Consider the following 16947-nt stretch of genomic DNA (forward strand, 5'->3'; position numbering starts at 1 on the left):
CCACCCGCCCCCGGACACTCGAGGACCGCCACGATGGACGCACTCCGGTACCGACTGCCGCAGGAACGATCGCTCGTCACCGCGCTGCCCGGCCCGAGGTCGCAGGCGCTGGCCGCGCGGCGGAGGGCGGCGGTCGCGGCGGGGGTCGGCTCCAGCGTCCCGGTCTACGCGGCCGATGCCGACGGCGGCGTCGTGGTCGACGTGGACGGGAACTCGCTCATCGATCTGGGAGCGGGTATCGCGGTCACCAGTGTCGGCGCCTCCAACCCCGATGTCGCGCAGGCCGTCTCCGAGCAGGCCGCGCATTTCGCGCACACCTGTTTCATGGTGACCCCGTACGAGGGATACGTTCGGGTGGCCGAGGAACTGGCCGTCCTCACCCCCGGCGACCACGACAAGCGCTCGGTGCTGTTCAATTCCGGCGCGGAGGCGGTGGAGAACGCGGTCAAGGTGGCGCGACTGGCGACCGGCAGGAACGCCGTCATCGCCTTCGACCACGCCTATCACGGGCGCACGAACCTGACGATGGCGTTGACCGCGAAGGCGATGCCCTACAAGGCGAACTTCGGTCCGTTCGCCCCCGAGATCTACCGGATGCCGATGTCGTACCCGTTCCGCGACGAGGCGGGACTGAGCGGCGCGGAGGCGGCGCGCCGGGTCATCGACCAGATCGAGAAGCAGATCGGCGCCGACTCGGTGGCCGCGATCATCATCGAGCCGATCCAGGGCGAGGGCGGATTCATCGTGCCCGCACCGGGATTCCTGCCCGCGTTGACCGAATGGGCGCGGTCGAACGAGGTCGTCTTCATCGCCGATGAGGTACAGACCGGCTTCGCCCGTACCGGCGCCTGGTTCGCGAGCGAGGACGAGGGGATCGTGCCGGACATCATCACGATGGCCAAGGGCATCGCGGGCGGTCTGCCGCTCGCCGCGATCACCGGCCGGGCCGAGCTGCTCGACGCGGTGCATCCCGGCGGACTCGGCGGCACCTACGGCGGCAACCCGATCGCCTGCGCTGCCGCGCTCGCCGCGATCGAATCGATGCGCGCACTCGACATGCCAGGGCGGGCCCGGCGAATCGGTGAGCTCGCGCAGCGCCGGCTGCGCGCGTTGTCCGAGGAGGTCGGAGTGATCGGCGAGGTGCGGGGCCGCGGGGCCATGCAGGCGATGGAGTTCGTGCGGCCGGGCGGCACCGAGCCGGACCCCGAGATCACCAAGGCCATCGCGGCACAGGCGCTGGAGCAGGGCGTCATCGTGCTCACCTGCGGCACCCACGGCAACGTGATCCGGCTGCTCCCGCCACTGGTGATCGGCGAGGAACTGTTCGGCGAGGCCCTCGACGTCCTGGAGGCAATCATCCGATCACTGGCAGGGGGCAACCGTGACTGAGGCTGACAACTCTCATCCGCTCGACCCGCTGGCGTCCGAGGAGTTCGCCGCGGTCGCGGCCGTTCTCGCGCGCGAGCACGGGGTGGGCCCGGGCTGGCGGTACGCCTCGATCGAGCTCGCCGAGCCGTCCAAGGCGGACATCGCCGCGTTCGAGGCGGACGCGACAGTGCCGGATCGCCGCGCGCACGTGGTGTGCTTCGAGCGGGCCGAGAACAGGACCTACAAGGCGCTGGTCTCACTCACCTCCGACGCGGTGCTCACCTGGCGGCACGTTCCCGGCGTGCAGGCGAACTTCACCGTCGACGAGTGGGAGGAGTGCGACGAGGTCCTGCGCAACCACCCGGACGTCGTCGCCGCTTTGGCGAGGCGCGGGATCACCGACATGAGCCTGGTCTTCATGGACACCTGGACCTACGGTGAGGCCGTCATCCCCGACAAATACAAGGGCCGCCGGCTCGGCTGGTCGGACACCTGGGTGAAGGCGGCGGAGGGCGCGAATCCCTATGCCGGGCCCGTGAACGGCTTCCATTGCGTGATCGACGTCAACAGCATGGAGTTGCTCGAGATCGAGGACTCCTTTTCCGTGGACCGGCCGCGGATCATGGGGGAGTACGTGCCGCGGCACATCCCCGAACGGATTCGCAAGGCCGGCACGCGGGAATCGTTGAAGCCGCTCGAGATCACCCAGCCGGAGGGGCCGTCGTTCACGCTCGACGGGAACAAGCTCGAGTGGCAGAACTGGTCGCTGCGCGTCGGGTTCAACTACCGCGAGGGCATGACCCTGCACGCGGTCTCCTACAACGACAACGGCCGCCGTCGCTCGATCGCCAACCGTCTCTCGTTCGCGGAGATGGTCGTGCCGTACCGGGACCACTGCGACGACCACTACCGCCGCACCGCCTTCGACATCGGCGAGTGGGGCATCGGGTTCATGACCACCTCGCTGGAGCTGGGTTGCGACTGCCTCGGTGAGATCCGGTACCTCGACGCGGTGCTGCACAACAGCAAGGGGGAGCCGTACACGATCAAGAACGCGATCTGCATCCACGAGGAGGACAACGCCGTCCTCTGGAAGCATGTCGATCACGACGGTGCGGAGGTGCGCCGGATGCGCCGGCTCACCGTCTCGTTCCACGTCACCGTGGCGAACTACGAGTACCTCACCTACTGGCGCTTCTACCAGGACGGCAACATCGAATGTGAGGTCCGCGCAACGGGAATCATGGTGGTCAGTCACTTCGACGAGGGCGTCGCACACCCCCACGGCACGCTCGTGGACGAGCGAACGTACGCGCCGTACCACCAGCACTTCCTGGTCGCCCGGATGGACCTCGACGTCGACGGGACCGAGAACACGGTGTACGCCACCGAGACCGAGATGGTTCCGATGGGCCCCGACAATCCGTACGGGCTGTCGTTGCGGCAACGTAACACCGCTCTGCGCACCGAGGAGCAGGGCAAGCAGGACTTCGACTGGCAGACCCAGCGGGCCTGGAAGGTGGTCAACGACAACACCACCAACGGATTGGGCACCGCACCGTCGTACAAACTGGTCCCCGGCGGCGCGTTCCCCTCGATGTTCGATCCGGCGTCGCCGATCTTCCAGCGCAGTCAGGTGATCGGGCACACCCTCTGGGTGACCCCGAACGACCCCGACGAGCGCTGGCCCTCGGGCGAATTCGTCAATCAGAGCGGCGTCGACCACGGACTTCCCGAGTGGACGAGGGCGAACCGATCCATCGAGAACACCGATGTCGTGCTCTGGTATGTCTTCGGGATCCACCACATCACCCGGCCCGAGGACTGGCCGGTGATGCCGGTGGACACGGTGAGCTTCTGGCTCAAGCCGGTCGGCTTCTTCGACCGCAACCCGGCACTGGACGTGGCACCGACCCCGGCAAAGCAGCGTCATGCCGCCACGGACGAGCACTGCTGTCATCCCGAGGGGCAGGAGTGATCGCGGACCGCACGAGTTCCTGACCGCCCACCGACGATTGGTTGGCCGACATGCGATTGGTAGTGGGGTATCTCGCGACTCCCAGCGGTGCGGACGGTCTCGCGCTCGGCGTTCTGCTCGCGCGCAGCCTCGGTGCCGAGATCGACATCTGCCTGGTGCTACCGGACGAGGAGCCGGTGCCCACGAGGATCCCCGTCGACTCGGCCTACGAGGACCTGCTCTCCGATCAGGCGGTGGATTGGCTGGTGGAGGCGCGCGCCACCGTGCCGGACGACATCACCGTCCGCACCCACCTGCGCTCCAACGAGTCCTTCGCCCAGGGTCTGCTCGACATGGCCGATGAAATCGAGGCGGAGATGATCGTCATCGGGGCCTCCGGGGACGGGTTGCTCGGGCGACACTCGATCGGGTCCGTCACCGGGGAACTGCTGCACTGCGCGCACCTTCCGATGGCGCTGGCGCCGCGGGGCATGAGGCATTCGGGGGCGAAGCAGATCCGGACCGTCACCTGCGCGGTGGGCACCCGCGTGGGTGCCGGGCGGCTGCTGCGAGAGGCGTTGAGGGTGAGCAGGCGGTCGATGGCTCCGCTGCGGCTGGTGTCGCTGGTGCCACTCGACATGTCCGCCCGGAGGCGTTCGGACACACCGGAATCGGCCCGTCAGCGGGCCATCGCGCACGCGGGGGAGGTCCTCGAGGAGGCGAGATCGGGCCTGCCCGAGGACGTCGCGGTCGAGTCGGTGGTCGCGGACGGCGCCAACGTCGAATCGGCGGTGAGCAAGCTCGAGTGGAGCGACGGGGATCTGATCATGGTCGGTTCCAGCCGACTCGCACTTCCCCGGCGCCTCTTCCTCGGATCGACCGTGTCCAAGATGCTCCGGATCGTTCCGGTTCCGATGATCGTCGTGCCGAAAGAGGGAGTGTGACGACCATGACCGACCGAGCGGAGCATCCCGCCGCGGGTGGCCTCGTCACCAAGGGGCTCGCGCCGGGAAAGATCGGCACCTTGTCGGGGGCGGTGATCGGCATCTCCTGCGTGGCGCCCGGGTACACCCTCACGGCGAGCATCGGCCTGATCGTGGCCGCGGTGGGTCTGAAGATGCCCGCCATCTTCATCGCAGGCTTCATCCCGATGTTCCTCACCGCGTACGCGTATCGGGAGCTGAACTCGGAATCGCCCGATTGCGGCGTGTCGTTCACCTGGTCCACCAAGGCGTTCGGCCCGTATGTCGGCTGGATGTGCGGGTGGGGCATGGTGATGGCGACGATCATCGTGCTGTCCAACCTCGCCGCCATCGCGGTGGAGTTCTTCTACCTGTTCCTCGCCCGGGTTTTCGACCAACCGGGAATCGAGGACCTGGCCGGCAACAAGGGCGTGAACATCGCCACCACGCTGGTGTTCCTCGCGATAGCGACGTGGATCTCGGGCCGAGGCATCACCACGAGCCAGCGAATCCAGTTCGTGCTGGTCGGGTTTCAGATGGTGGTGCTCCTGGTCTTCGTGGTCACCGCGTTCGTCCGGGTGGCCTCGGGTTCGGCGCCCGCGGGGCTGGACTTCGATCCATCCTGGTTCAACCCGTTCAGCGGGCTCGCCCTCGGGGCGTTCGTGGTGGGGGTGACCGGCTCGATCTTCGCCTTCTGGGGATGGGACACCTGCCTCACCCTCGGCGAGGAGTCGAAGGACCCGAAGAAGACCCCGGGCCGGGCAGGACTGCTGTGCGTCGTGTCGATTCTGGTGACCTACCTGCTGGTCGCCGTCGCGGTGATGATGTACGCCGGGGTGGGTGAGGACGGTCTCGGACTCGGCAATCCGGACAACTCCGAGAACGTGTTCGGGGCGCTGGCCGAACCAGTGCTCGGCCACTGGGCGGGCCTGTTGCTGTTCCTGGCCGTGTTCGCCTCCTCGGTCGCGAGCCTGCAGACGACGTTCCTGCCCGCCGCGCGGACGATGCTGGCGATGGGCGCGTACCGGGCGTTTCCGCGCAAGCTCGCCGAGGTGAACCCGCGTTTCCTGGTGCCCACCTACGCGACGGTGGTGGCGGGTGTGGTGACCGCCGCCTTCTACACGGTCGTCTCGTTGCTGTCGGAGCGGGCGTTGCTGGATACGATTGCCGCGCTGGGGATCATGATCTGCTGGTACTACGGCATCACGGCGTTCGCGTGCGTCTGGTACTTCCGGCACGAACTCTTCACCAGCGCCAGGAACGTCGTGTTCAAGTTCCTGTTCCCGCTCCTCGGCGGCATCATGCTGGCGGCGGTGTTCGTGATCTCGGTCGGGGAGAGCATGGACCCGGAGAACGGCAGCGGCGCGTCGATCGGCGGGATCGGGCTGGTGTTCTTCATGGGCTTCGGCGTGCTGCTGCTGGGGGCGGTGCTGATGCTGATCATGCGGCTGCGCCAGCCGGACTTCTTCCTCGGACGCACCCTGACCCGGGACACGCCAGCGCTCTCGGGCGAGGCGGACGTCTCGTCGCGGTCCTGAGTGGTCGTGGATCACCCCAGTTGGACGGGCACCCCGACCATCGAGCCGTACTCGGTCCACGAGCCGTCGTAGTTGCGCACGTTCGGGTAGCCGAGCAGTTCGTAGAGTGCGAACCAGGTGTGCGAGGAACGTTCACCGATCCGGCAGTACGCGATCACCGGGTTGTCCGCGGTGATCCCGTTCTCCGCGTACAGCGCGATCAGCTCGTCGGCCGACTTGAAGGTGCCGTCGTCGTTTGCCGCGCGGGCCCACGGGATGTTGGCCGCGCCGGGGATGTGACCGGGCACGTAGGCCTGTTCCTGTGGCAGGTGGTCCGGTGCCAGCTTCTCGCCGCGGTACTCCTCGGGTGACCTGACGTCGACGAGCCGCGTGGGGCCGTCCTCCTCGGCGAGGACCTCGTCGCGCATGGCGCGGATCTCCGGGCGCTCGGGACCGGTCAGCGCGAACCCGGTCGCCGCGTATTCGGGGATCTCCTGGGTGAGCGGACGGTTCTCGAGCTCCCACTTGGTGCGTCCGCCGTTGAGCAGCGCCACAGTGGTGTAGCCGCGGAGCCGGAGGATCCAGTAGGCGTAGGCCGCGAACCAGTTGTGGTTGCCGCCGTACAGCACGACTTTGGTCTGGTCGGTCACCCCCGCAGCCGACAGCAACGACGACAGCGCCTCGCGGCCGACATAGTCGCGCACCACGGGGGTGTGCAGGTCCGTGGTCCAGTTCCATCCCACGGCGCCCGAGATGTGCCCCCTCTCGTATGCGGTGGTGTCCTCGTCGACCTCCACCACCCGGATGTTGGGCTCGTGCAGGCGTTCGGCGAGCCACTCGGTGCTGACCAGTGCTCCGGGGTTCGCATATCCGTTGGTTGTCATTGCTCGCTCCTTCGTGCGTTGTCGAGTGTGGATCTGGCGATTGCATCCAGGGCGTCGGTAACCCCGCCCCTGGTCACGGCGGTCACCGGGATCCCGTCCCGGTCGAGCAGGCTGGCGGCCAGCGCGGCGCGTCGACCGCTCGCGCAGATGGTCCAGACCCGCCGGTCGCGGGGGATCGAGGACATTCGTTGGGGAAGGTCGCCGACGAAGACGTGCAGGCTGCCGTCGATGTGCCCATCCGTGTCCTCCGTCTCGGTGCGCACGTCGAGCACCCGGACGTCGCCATCACGTTCGGCGAGCTCGACGGCGGAGGCGACGGGGTAGCGGCGCAGCGGCAGGCCTGCGTCGTGCCACGATTCGACGCCGCCGTCGAGGATGCCCGCCACCTCGTCGTAGCCGATCCGCAGCAGCTGGCTCACGGCCTCGGGGACGGATTCCGCGACGGGTTCCGGCAGAACCAGCAGCAGGCGCGCGCCGAAGGGCACCGCCCGGCCGACGTAGCTTGCGAATCCGTCATCGAGCTCGATGTTGAGCGAGCCGGGCAGGTGCCCGTCCGCGAAGGACTTTCGGTCCCGGCCGTCGACGACCCACGCCCCGCCTGCGGCGAGCCGGCTCACCGCGCCTGCGGACAGCCGCGGGGGACAGGGGAGGGTTCCGAGCACGGTCGCGCCCGCCCGGTTGATCGGAGCCATGTGCGGGTAGTAGGCCGGATACGGCGGCAGGCCCGAGAGCCGCTCGCGGACGAAGGTGAGCTCGTCGGCCGCGCGGACTGCGGGGTTGCTGACCCGCTCGTGACCGATGGTCGAGGTCAGCGTCAGGTCGGAACATGCCGCGGAACAGAAGCTTCCGGCGCCGTGGGTGGGGAGGACCCGGGTATCGTCCGGCAGTGCGCAGAGGCGGTGCACCGACGCGAACTGTGCCCGCGTGAGGTCGGCGGTGAACTCGTCGCCGAGCAGGTCGGTGCGCCCGGCGCCGCCGACCATCAGGCTGCCCCCGGTGAAGACGGCACCCGGTCCGGCCCGGGCGGGTTCGAGGATCCGATATGCAGTGTGTTCGGGGGTGTGGCCCGGTGTGGCCATCGCCAGCAGGGTCAGACCCCCGAGGTCGATCTCGTCGCCCTCGTCGACGGGCAGGTGATCGAAGCAGTACCTGCCGCGCGCCGGAGCGACGATCCGCGCGCCGGTGGCCGCCCGCACCTCCATCGCGCCCGAGACGTAGTCGTTGTGCACGTGCGTCTCGAGCACATAGCGAAGCGCGAGCCGGCGTCGCGCGCAGGCCTGCAGCAGTCGCCAGCAATCCCGTTGCGGGTCCACGAGTGCGGCCTCGTCCCCGGCGATGAGCAGGTAGCTGTTGTCGCTGAGCGACGCCGTTCTGATGATCTCGATCTCACTCATCTTCGAGCCCCTCGGCCGATGGTGAACTCGACGGCGCCGATGGCGTTGTTGCCGTACCCGAAGGCATTCCACGGCGCCGTCCACGGCTGGGTGTTCCCGCGGCGGTCGGTGGCCCGCGCCACCGCACGGACGACCCCGACTGCTGTCGCGACCATGGTGATCGACCAATCGGTCCACCCGGGTGCCGGGCGCAGCTGTGCGGGTGACCAGGTCGCGCCGCCGTCGAGGGAGACCTCGACGCGCTCGATGGGCGCCTCGCCCGACCAGGCGTGGCCCGCCACCGTCACCGGCCCGCGCGGCAGCACGGCGCCGTCACGTGGGGCGGTGATCAACGCCCGCACCCGCATTCGGCGCGTGGGCACGTCCCCGGGAACCCCGGGGTAGCGGTAGACGTACGAGGTCTGGAAGTGGCCCCGGAAAGGCTCCGTGACTGCGGTGACGCCGACCAGCCACTTCACACTGGCCACGCCGTACCAGCCGGGGACCACGAGACGCACCGGCGCGCCGTGCTGTCGCGTCAGCGGCCCATCGCCCATGTGGGTGGCGAGCAGCACGTCCGGTCGCGTGGCCTGCCGGACGGTGAGGCTGCGCTCGAATCCGTCCGCACCGGCGAAAACGACCTCCCGGGCCATCGACAGGACACCCGCCCGCCCGAGAACGGTGCGCAGGGTGACCCCGACGAAGCGCGTGCAGCCTGCTGCCCGCAGGCCCCAGGGCACCCCCGGCGGGGTGGGCTTCATCAGGGAGCGGCCGTTCCCCGCGCACTCGAGGACGACCTCGAGCGCGTGGGACGGCAGGGCGCGCAGTTCGGAGTACGTGAGCGTGAACGGCCGCAGGACGGCGCCGTCGATGCGAAGCCGCCAGTCCCGCGGGTCCATTCGTGGCGCATCGAAGTGGTTGCGGACGAAGAACGCTCCTGGGTCGGTCAAGGGTTCGCCGATCGCGGCGAGCGCGGTCTCCGCGTTGTACGGCGTAGCGGTGACCGTCTCCGGGCCGGGTCGCGGCAGCCGGATTGTCGGCCGGCGAGGTGTCTGCGTCATGTTCCCCAGGTTCCACCGAGGGCGTTCCCGTCGCGTTCCCCGGCGTGGCGGGTCGAGGGCCTGCCGGCGTCAGCCAACTCGCGGGTCGCGCCCAGTCTCTCGAAGACGCGAGAAGCCTCCTCGAGAAGGTCACGGTCGGCGGGGCCGCCCGCACCGGTCCTGGCGGCCTGTGCCCGCGTGCGTGCGGCCCAGAAGGGCTGCCGCGCCTGGTCGTACAGGTCAGCGGCCTCGAGGAAGCAGCGTCGGGCCGTGGCGCGGTCGCCATCGGTCAGTGCCTGCGATCCCGCGGCCGCCTGAGCCATCGCGCTCCAGGCCGCGCTCTGAAACGATCCTGCGACGCGCTCGGCTTCGTGCACATAGGCGGCGACGGCAGGTCGGTCGTCGAGCGCCGCGAACGCCTCGGCCGCCATGGGGTTGAGGAGCGCCGTGCAACTGGGGCACTCGCCGTAGTGGGCGCCCGCTGCGGCGGCCGCCCGGACGGCCCGGACGGCCTCGGCGGGGTCGCCGCGTTCGAGGGCGTCGAATGCCGCTGTCGCGTACAGCCGCCCCCAGGCGTGGCTGGCCAGCGGCGTGACGGTCGCCAGGCCCATCCCCTGGCGCAGGCAGTCGGCCGCGCGCTCGCTGTCGCCTCGGCTGGCCGCGAGTTCGGCCAGGCGTTGCCAAGGGAGGACACCGGAGCGGGCGTCGAGTTCGGCATACGTCGCGGTGCTGCGCTCGAGGCATGCCTGGGCCTCGTCCCAGCGGCCCTGCAACAGCAGCGACTCGCCGAGCAGACACCACGCGAAGGCCTGGGCATGGCGGGCACCCTTGTCGAGCGCGAGTTGCAGGGTCGCGCGGGCGTAGTCCTCGACACTGTCTCGCAGCAGATCGCCATAGAGATGGTATTCGCCGATACAGCAATGGAATTCGAAGATGCGTTCGAGATGGGGCTCGCTCCCTGTGGCCGAGCCGAGTCGTTCGATCTCGATCTTCAGGCCTTCCCGCCATTCACCGCGCAGGTGATGGACGATGGCGAGTGTCTCGTGGGCTTCGGCGATGTCGTCACTGAGCCCGTGCCGGGTGGCGATGCGCAGGCTGGCCTCTGCGGTCTCCAGCGCCGCGCGGTATCGGGATTCGCGGGCCAGCCCCTCATCCCCGCGGCCCACCGCCCACTGCAGGTCGGCCCGCACCCGCAGTACTCGTCCGGACTCCGGCTCGTCGGGCCTGCCGGCGAGCAGGCGCTCGGCGGCGTCGAGGTGCGGTCCGGCGGAGAGGGGGTCGGAGTTCATCACAAAGGATTGAGCGGCCTTCCGATGTAACCGGGCTTCCCGCCCGGTGCGGTCCGGCGATTCGCCGGCGCCACCGAGAGACGCGACGAAGGCCGCCGCCGATCCGCCGAAATCGCCCGATGTCAGGCGCAGGTCACCGACCTGCTCCCACAGGTCGCTGGTGAGCTGGGGCTCCAGATCCGCACCGGACCGGATCTGCTCGAACAGTCGAACGGTTTCGGGGCCGGGATCGGTCCCGAGCTCGCGCCGCAGGGTCTGTGCGAGTTGGTCATAGGCGAGCAGGGCGTCGTGCCGTCGGCCGGCCAGGGCGCACACCCGCATCAGCGCGGCGCCCGCCTCCTCGTGAACGGGGTCGAGAAGGCGGATGCGTCTCAGGGTCGCACCCGCCTCGTCGAAGCGGGCCCGGGCCTCCATCAGCTTCGCTTGCTCGAGCAGGAGCGCGATGACCTCCGCGCGCAGTGGGCCGGCGTAGGCCGCGGCCCAGTCCTCGTACAGGTCCTCGGGCAGGAGATCGCCGGCGTAGAGGTCGATCGCCGCCTGGTAGTCGGAGGGGTCGCCGGTGCGTCGGGCGTGCAGCGCGGCGTCCTCGAACTGCTGTACGTCCACCCACGCGGTGCCCCGCCGCAGCCGGAGCAGTTCGCCCGATTCGAGGTATCGATAGGTTGCCGCGGGATCCCGGACGAGCACCCGGCGCGCCTCGTGCAGCGCCTTGCGAAGCTGGCCGGCAGCGGCCTCGGGGTCGAGGTCCGGCCAGAGGATCTCGAGCACCTGTTCGCGTTGCAGCGCGTGCCCGGGGGCCAGCGCGAGGAGCTTGACCAAGGCCTTGGCCTTCCGCAGATGCCACTCCCCGTCGGCAATCTCCCGGGCGCCGACCGTCACCCGGAACCCGCCGAGAAGCTGGATGTGCAGCTGCTCCATCGGACGCCTCCACCGGACTCACTTCGAATCTACGACCGGAGGGTGGCGATCGCCAGGCGCGGCGCGGTTGGAGGAGGGCTGTTCAGGCGTGGTCGCCGGCACCCTCGCGGCCGAGGAGCCGGTCGACGACCTTGCGGTGTAGTTCGGGGTCCGGTTGCGGCAGGCCGAGCAGGGCGGCGAGGTAGATGCCGTCGCCGACGAGCCGGACGATCTCGGCCTGAACGGGGTCGTCGAACTCGGCGCGGAGTCCCTCGTCCCAGGACCGCATCATGTCGATGACGGCCTGCTGGATCTCGCCCTGCTTGCCGTCCACCGAACGCAGCGCGGCGATGGTGGACTGGAAGAGGGCGAGCTCATTGGTGTTGTTGGTGTCCATGGTCTGCAGGTACCACTCGGAGACCGAGGTGCCCGCCTCCGCCAGCTGCTGGTCGGACCGCTCGCCGAGGCGCCGGACCATGCCCGCGAGCAGGGCCTCCTTGCTGCGGAAATGGTAGAGCAGCCCACCCTTGGAGACGCCGGCCTCGGCGGCCACTGCCTCGAGGGTGATCTGCGAGAGACCACGATCGAGCAGTAGTCGCTCCAGGGCGTCGAGGATGCGGTCGCGTGTAGCTGTCACGAAAATCACTGTACCGGCCGGACGGTCGGCTGCTAACCTGAGGGCTGCGACTGTACCGGCTGGACGGTTTAGTCGACATCTGATTTCAACACTTTTGGGAGTAATCGTGTCTGTCATCGCAGACAAAGAACTGGCATTGAACCCGTCCGATGTGCGGGCGAGCGCCCGCGACTGGCTCGGTCTGGTCGTGCTGGCCTTCGCCGTTCTGCTGATCTCGGTGGACGCCACGGTCCTGGACCTGGCGCTGCCTTTCATCAGCGCCGACCTCGCGCCCAGCAGCACCCAGCTGCTCTGGATCATCGACGTCTACTCGTTCGTGCTCGCGGGCCTCCTCGTCACGATGGGCACTCTCGGCGACCGGATCGGCCGGCGCCGGCTGCTGCTGATCGGCGCCGCCGGGTTCGGTGTCGCGTCGATGATCGCCGCGTGGTCGGTGAACCCCGAGATGTTGATCGCAGCCCGTGTGCTGCAGGGCATCTCGGGTGCCACGCTGATGCCGGCGACCCTCGGTCTGATCCGCACCATCTTCGTCAACCCGCGCCAGCGGACCAGCGCGATCGGCGTGTGGGGCGCGATGGCCGGTGGCGGCGCGGCGGCAGGCCCGCTGGTCGGCGGCTGGCTGCTCGAGCACTTCTGGTGGGGATCGGTGTTCCTGATCAACATGCCGGTGATGCTGGCGCTCATCGTCTTCGGTCCGATGGTGATCAAGGAGGCGAAGGATCCGAACCCGGGCCGATTCGACCTGGTGAGTGCCGGGCTGTCGATGCTCGCGATGATCCCACTGGTGTATGCGGTCAAGGAGTCTGTCGTGCACGGACCCACCGCCCTGCTGGCTGCGATCGGCGTGGTCGGCGTCGTCGCCGGTTGGGCCTTCATCCGCAGGCAGCGCACTCTCGAGGATCCGATGCTCGACCTGAGTCTGTTCAACAGGCCCGCCTTCTCGACCGCGGTGCTGACGAACCTGCTCTCGGTGTTCGCGCTCGCCGGTGTGCTGTTCTTCGGATCGCAGTATCTGCAGTTGGTGCTGGGCAAGACGCCGTTGCAGGCTGGACTCTTGATGCTGCCGGGTACGGCCATGAGCGTCGTGTTCTCGCTGCTGGCCGCGTGGCTGGTCCGCCGCTGGCAGCCGGGCACGGTGCTCAGCATCGGACTGGCTGTCTCGGCGATCGGCGCCGCGGCGATGATGTGGCTCCGCGCCGACGGCGGTGCCGGACTGTTCATCGTGGGGTTCATGTTGGCCGGGTCAGGCGTCGGTATCGCGCTGACACTCACCTCCGACCTGGTGGTCGGCGCGGTGGAACCGGAGCGGGCAGGTGCCGCATCGGCGGTGTCCGAGACGGCGTACGAGCTCGGTGTGGCGCTGGGCGTAGCGGTATTGGGCAGCGTGGTGCTGGCGATCTTCCGTAAGGGACTCGACGTGTCGGCCTTCGCCGCCGAGGACGCACACACAGCACAGGAGACCCTCGGCGGTGCGGTGGCGGTTGCCAAGGCGGCGCCGGACGCGACCGGAGCGCAGTTGCTCGATTCCGCTCACCTGGCCTTCGTCAGCGGCATGCACGTGGCGGCCGCCGCAACCGCGATCGTCCTGTTGGCCAACGCGGTGCTCGTGTACCGGATGATGCGGTCGCGCTAGTCGCCCCGATCTGGGGCGCTCCCGGCGTCGAGGATGGCGAAGGAATGCCCGGGGACGACAGTCGCCGAGCCGGTTGCATCCTGCGTCGGCGGCTCCCACCAGAGCACGGGGTGGCCGCCGACCGGGACGGTCACCGGGTTCGGGCCGAGATTGCAGGCGACCCGAATGTCGCCTCGGTGCAGCACGATCCAGCGCTCGTCCTCGTCGTAGTCCACAAACAGGTGATCGAGCCACGGATCGGTCAGGTCGGATCGGGCGGCCCGCAACGCGATCAGGTCGCGGTAGCAGTCGAGCAGTCGACGGTGCTCGGGCGTGGCGATCTCGTCCCAGTTCAGTTTGGACCGAAGGAACGTCTCCGGATCCTGGGGGTCGGGGACGGCGTCGCCCGCCCAGCCGTGCTCGGCGAACTCGCGCTGGCGGCCCGACGCGGTGGCCTCGGCGAGCTCGGGCTCGGGGTGCGAGGTGAAGAACTGGAAAGGCGTGCTCGCGCCCCATTCCTCGCCCATGAACAGCATCGGGGTGTACGGCGAGCCCAGCACCAGCGCCGCCCTGACCGCGAGCTGTCCGGCGGTCAGGTAGAGCCCCGGACGATCACCGGTCGCACGGTTGCCCACCTGATCGTGGGTGCAGGTGTACGCCAGCAGTGAGCTGGCGGGCGTCAGCCGCACGTCGAGCGGCCGGCCGTGGGCTCGGCCACGGAAACTGGAATAGGTCCCGGCGTGGAAGAAGCCCTGACGCAGGGTGGTGGCGAGGCACCGGAGCGAGCCGAAATCGCCGTAATAGCCCTGCCGTTCGCCGGATACCGCGGCGTGCACGGCGTGGTGGATGTCGTCGCTCCACTGGGCGTCGAGTCCGTGACCGCCGGCGGATCTGGGCGCGATGAGTGCGGGATCGTTGAGATCACTCTCGGCGATCAGGGTCAGCGGCCTGCGCAGATGCGTTGCCAGCGTCTCGGTCTCCACGGCCAGGTCTTCCAGCAGGTGGGTGGCGGTCTGGTCGACCAGCGCGTGGACGGCGTCGAGCCGCAGCCCGTCGATGTGGAACTCGCGCAGCCAGCGCAGCGCGTTGTCGATGATGTACCGCCGGACCTCACCCGAGGACGGGCCCGCGATGTTGACGGCTGCGCCCCACGGGTTCTCGGTGCCCGCGAGGTACGGCCCGTACCGGTCGAGGTAGTTGCCGGAGGGGCCGAGGTGGTTGTAGACCACGTCGAGGATTACACCGAGGCCGCGATGGTGGCAGGCGTCGACCAGCCGTTGCAGCCCGTCGGGCCCGCCGTACGGTTCGTGCACGGTGTACCAGAGGACGCCGTCGTAGCCCCAGTTGTGTTCGCCGTTGAATCCGTTCACGGGCATCAGTTCGACGAACCCGATGCCGAGGTCCACCAGGTGGTCGAGGCGGGCGATTGCGGCGTCGAAGGTGCCCTCGGGGGTGAAGGTTCCGACGTGCAGTTCGTAGACGACGCTGCCCGCGAGCCTGCGTCCGGTCCAGTCCCGGTCCGTCCAGGCGTCCGGGTCGACCGTGTGCAATTGCGATGGCGCGTGCACGCCGTCGGGTTGTCGCGGCGAGCGCGGGTCGGGCAGCACCGTGGGGTCGTCGCCCAGGACGTAGCCGTATCGGCTGTCGGGGTTCGCGGGCACCGCGGCGCGCCACCAGCCGTCTTCGTCCCGCGACATCGGATGCAGCTCCCCGTCGAGATGCAGCTGCACTTTCTGCGGGATGGGTGCCCAGACCTCGAATCGATGCACGGAAGTCATTGCCCCAGCATGCCGCACGCGACGGCGCGATGCAGTCGGTGTGGCCGCGTTTCGGTCTCAGAACGGTGGAGGATCCGGGGGAGGGTTGGGCCTTGACGATGGGGTGTGGCCGCGGCGGCCGGTGATGTGTGGGCTGGGGGTGGTGAGGGTGTGGCTGCCGTGGGCGCCGGCGGGGAGGGTGATGGCGGTGGTGCCGGTGTGGGAGGTCCAGAGCAGGGCGTGGCCGGGGAGGGCGGTCACCTGCCAGAGGCCGAGGGTTTTGAGTTGGTGGTGGAACTGGCAGAGGCATTGCAGGTTGGATTCGATGGTCCAGCCGCCGGCGGCCGGGTTGTAGGCCCAGTATTCGACGATGTGATCGGTCTGGCATTGGGCGGCGGGGCGGGTGCAGCCGGGGAATCGGCAGTGGCCGTCGCGGGCGCGGACGAGTGCGGTGGTGGCGGCGTCGGGCCGGTAGGTGAGGGCGCCGTCGGGTGGGGTGGCGAATCCGCCGTGTCCGTCCGGGTGTTCCGGTCGCGCCAGGGTCGGGTCGGCATCGATGGCGGCGAGGATTGCTTCGGTGATGGTGCCGACGCTGGTCGGGGCCGGTGGTGTGGTTGTGCACGGTCGCGGTGGAGCGAGTGTCCCGAAGTCGGGGACGTATCCGGCTTTTCGGCGGCGGCTGCGGGCGAGGAACGAGCGCAGGCAGAACCGCGGCGGTAGCGGGGGTGACGTGACGCCGGTGGTTTGCACGGGGTCGGTGTGGGCAGAGGTGTCCGGCGTCGGTTCCGGCTCGGGTCCTTCGTCGGTGCCCGCCGCTGGTTCCGGTCCGACGTCCTCGACGGTATGGGCCCCATCGTGCTGGGTGGGACCGGCGCCGCTGTCGTCGGCGCCCACCGGTTCCGGTTGCGGCGCAGTGTCATTGATCGGGGCGGCGGCCTCGTGGGCGGCGGGATCGGCCCCGTCGGGTGTGCCTGTATTCGTCTTGGTCCCGGCCTCTGTCTCGGCCGCGGGAGTCGCGGATCCACCGCTCGACGTTTGACCGGTACCACCTTCGTCAGAGGCATCTCCGTCGTCATGGTGGATCAGGCCGAGTTCCTCGGCGAGGTTGAGGGCTTCGGTGAGCAGTGCCTGCCAGGTCCCGTCTGCGGCGAGTGTGCGTGCCAGTTCGGGGTCGATCGGTCCGTGGCCGTGCAGGTATGCGGGCTCGGAAAGCAACCCCACCAGGGTCGCGACGTCGATGGTGATCTGGGTCAGCGGTGCCCGCCGACCCGGCAGCGCGGTCCGTCCGGCCTGGGTGCAGTCATCGCGTCCGCAGCTGCACTGCAGGTACGGCTCGCCGTGCATGATCGCCATCACCGCATCGACCAGCCGGCATTGCTTGCCGCGCCTGTCATGCGGGCACACGGTGGCCGCGAACTCGGCGACCAGCTGCATCACCTGTTCGGCCTCCTCGGGGGAGACGGTCACCTCGATGGTGGAGGTGGTGCCGCGGCCGCGTTTGACGATCCGCCGCCCCAGCTGCTGGGCGGTTTCGCGTTGCGCGGCGGCCTCTTCCGCCGAGAACTCGGAGATGAGGCGGCTGATTTCCCCGGCCAGCGGGCCGGGCGTCAGGTGCCGTGCCGCGGCCACGATCTCCGGTTCCAGGACCGCGACG

At 69.2% G+C, this 16947-nt stretch carries 12 protein-coding genes; 5 read left to right on the forward strand and 7 right to left on the reverse strand.

Features of this window, described 5'->3' with window-relative positions; translation table 11 throughout:
- The first annotated feature begins 33 nt into the window (after window positions 1–33).
- The 4 genes from gabT to ACFQS9_RS04165 are packed head-to-tail and all read left to right on the forward strand — an operon-like array spanning window position 34 to window position 5825.
- Window positions 34–1389, forward strand: a complete 1356-nt coding sequence (gene gabT, locus ACFQS9_RS04150; RefSeq protein WP_378401859.1) for a 4-aminobutyrate--2-oxoglutarate transaminase — start codon at window positions 34–36, stop codon at window positions 1387–1389.
- The gene (locus ACFQS9_RS04155) at window positions 1382–3346 is read left to right on the forward strand and encodes a primary-amine oxidase (RefSeq protein WP_378401861.1); all 1965 of its coding nucleotides are present in this window, start codon (window positions 1382–1384) and stop codon (window positions 3344–3346) included. Before gabT ends, ACFQS9_RS04155 begins: the two co-directional genes overlap by 8 nt.
- 50 nt (window positions 3347–3396) lie before the next feature.
- Window positions 3397–4269 carry a universal stress protein gene (locus tag ACFQS9_RS04160; RefSeq protein ID WP_378401863.1) on the forward strand — a complete coding sequence of 291 codons (873 nt, stop codon included), beginning with the start codon at window positions 3397–3399 and terminating at the stop codon, window positions 4267–4269.
- Between the two features lie 5 nt (window positions 4270–4274).
- Complete coding sequence (locus tag ACFQS9_RS04165) at window positions 4275–5825, forward strand: APC family permease (protein WP_378401865.1); 1551 nt, start codon at window positions 4275–4277, stop codon at window positions 5823–5825.
- Between the two features lie 11 nt (window positions 5826–5836).
- On the opposite strand, the gene ACFQS9_RS04170 is transcribed toward ACFQS9_RS04165, so the two are convergent.
- The 5 genes from ACFQS9_RS04170 to ACFQS9_RS04190 all read right to left on the reverse strand — a co-directional run bounded on the left by ACFQS9_RS04170 (window position 5837) and on the right by ACFQS9_RS04190 (window position 11924).
- The gene (locus ACFQS9_RS04170) at window positions 5837–6688 is read right to left on the reverse strand and encodes a sulfurtransferase (protein WP_378401867.1); all 852 of its coding nucleotides are present in this window, start codon (window positions 6686–6688) and stop codon (window positions 5837–5839) included.
- The gene (locus tag ACFQS9_RS04175) at window positions 6685–8082 is read right to left on the reverse strand and encodes an MBL fold metallo-hydrolase (protein ID WP_378401869.1); all 1398 of its coding nucleotides are present in this window, start codon (window positions 8080–8082) and stop codon (window positions 6685–6687) included. The genes ACFQS9_RS04170 and ACFQS9_RS04175 overlap by 4 nt, the downstream gene beginning before the upstream one ends.
- Window positions 8079–9122, reverse strand: a complete 1044-nt coding sequence (locus ACFQS9_RS04180) for a sulfite oxidase (RefSeq protein WP_378401871.1) — start codon at window positions 9120–9122, stop codon at window positions 8079–8081. Before ACFQS9_RS04180 ends, ACFQS9_RS04175 begins: the two co-directional genes overlap by 4 nt.
- A complete protein-coding gene (locus tag ACFQS9_RS04185) occupies window positions 9119–11308 on the reverse strand; it encodes a BTAD domain-containing putative transcriptional regulator (RefSeq protein ID WP_378401873.1) in 2190 nt (729 codons plus the stop codon). The genes ACFQS9_RS04180 and ACFQS9_RS04185 overlap by 4 nt, the downstream gene beginning before the upstream one ends.
- An 82-nt stretch (window positions 11309–11390) precedes the next feature.
- On the reverse strand, window positions 11391–11924 hold the full coding sequence (locus ACFQS9_RS04190) for a TetR/AcrR family transcriptional regulator (RefSeq protein ID WP_378401875.1): 534 nt from the start codon (window positions 11922–11924) through the stop codon (window positions 11391–11393).
- Between the two features lie 106 nt (window positions 11925–12030).
- Here ACFQS9_RS04190 and ACFQS9_RS04195 point away from each other — a divergent pair, with 106 nt between their 5' ends.
- Window positions 12031–13557 carry an MFS transporter gene (locus tag ACFQS9_RS04195; protein ID WP_378401877.1) on the forward strand — a complete coding sequence of 509 codons (1527 nt, stop codon included), beginning with the start codon at window positions 12031–12033 and terminating at the stop codon, window positions 13555–13557.
- On the opposite strand, the gene treZ is transcribed toward ACFQS9_RS04195, so the two are convergent.
- Together treZ and ACFQS9_RS04205 are read right to left on the reverse strand one after the other, a co-directional pair.
- On the reverse strand, window positions 13554–15305 hold the full coding sequence (treZ, locus tag ACFQS9_RS04200; protein ID WP_378401900.1) for a malto-oligosyltrehalose trehalohydrolase: 1752 nt from the start codon (window positions 15303–15305) through the stop codon (window positions 13554–13556). The two genes, ACFQS9_RS04195 and treZ, sit on opposite strands and share 4 nt — an antisense overlap.
- Before the next feature lie 66 nt (window positions 15306–15371).
- The coding region (locus ACFQS9_RS04205) for a DUF222 domain-containing protein (protein ID WP_378401879.1) at window positions 15372–16947 on the reverse strand (1576 nt) is incomplete at its 5' end.

The organism is Rhodococcus daqingensis (assembly GCF_042665615.1).
In the GTDB taxonomy this organism is placed as follows: domain Bacteria; phylum Actinomycetota; class Actinomycetes; order Mycobacteriales; family Mycobacteriaceae; genus Rhodococcus_G; species Rhodococcus_G daqingensis.

Excerpts from the sequence above, each read along its gene's own strand:
- ACFQS9_RS04175 (WP_378401869.1), bottom strand. The coding sequence starts at position 8,082 with ATGAGTGAGATCGAGATCATCAGAACGGCGTCGCTCAGCGACAACAGC.
- ACFQS9_RS04180 (WP_378401871.1), bottom strand. The coding sequence starts at position 9,122 with ATGACGCAGACACCTCGCCGGCCGACAATCCGGCTGCCGCGACCCGGC.
- ACFQS9_RS04185 (WP_378401873.1), bottom strand. The coding sequence starts at position 11,308 with ATGGAGCAGCTGCACATCCAGCTTCTCGGCGGGTTCCGGGTGACGGTC.
- gabT (WP_378401859.1), top strand. The coding sequence starts at position 34 with ATGGACGCACTCCGGTACCGACTGCCGCAGGAACGATCGCTCGTCACC.
- ACFQS9_RS04165 (WP_378401865.1), top strand. The coding sequence starts at position 4,275 with ATGACCGACCGAGCGGAGCATCCCGCCGCGGGTGGCCTCGTCACCAAG.
- ACFQS9_RS04170 (WP_378401867.1), bottom strand. The coding sequence starts at position 6,688 with ATGACAACCAACGGATATGCGAACCCCGGAGCACTGGTCAGCACCGAG.
- ACFQS9_RS04160 (WP_378401863.1), top strand. The coding sequence starts at position 3,397 with ATGCGATTGGTAGTGGGGTATCTCGCGACTCCCAGCGGTGCGGACGGT.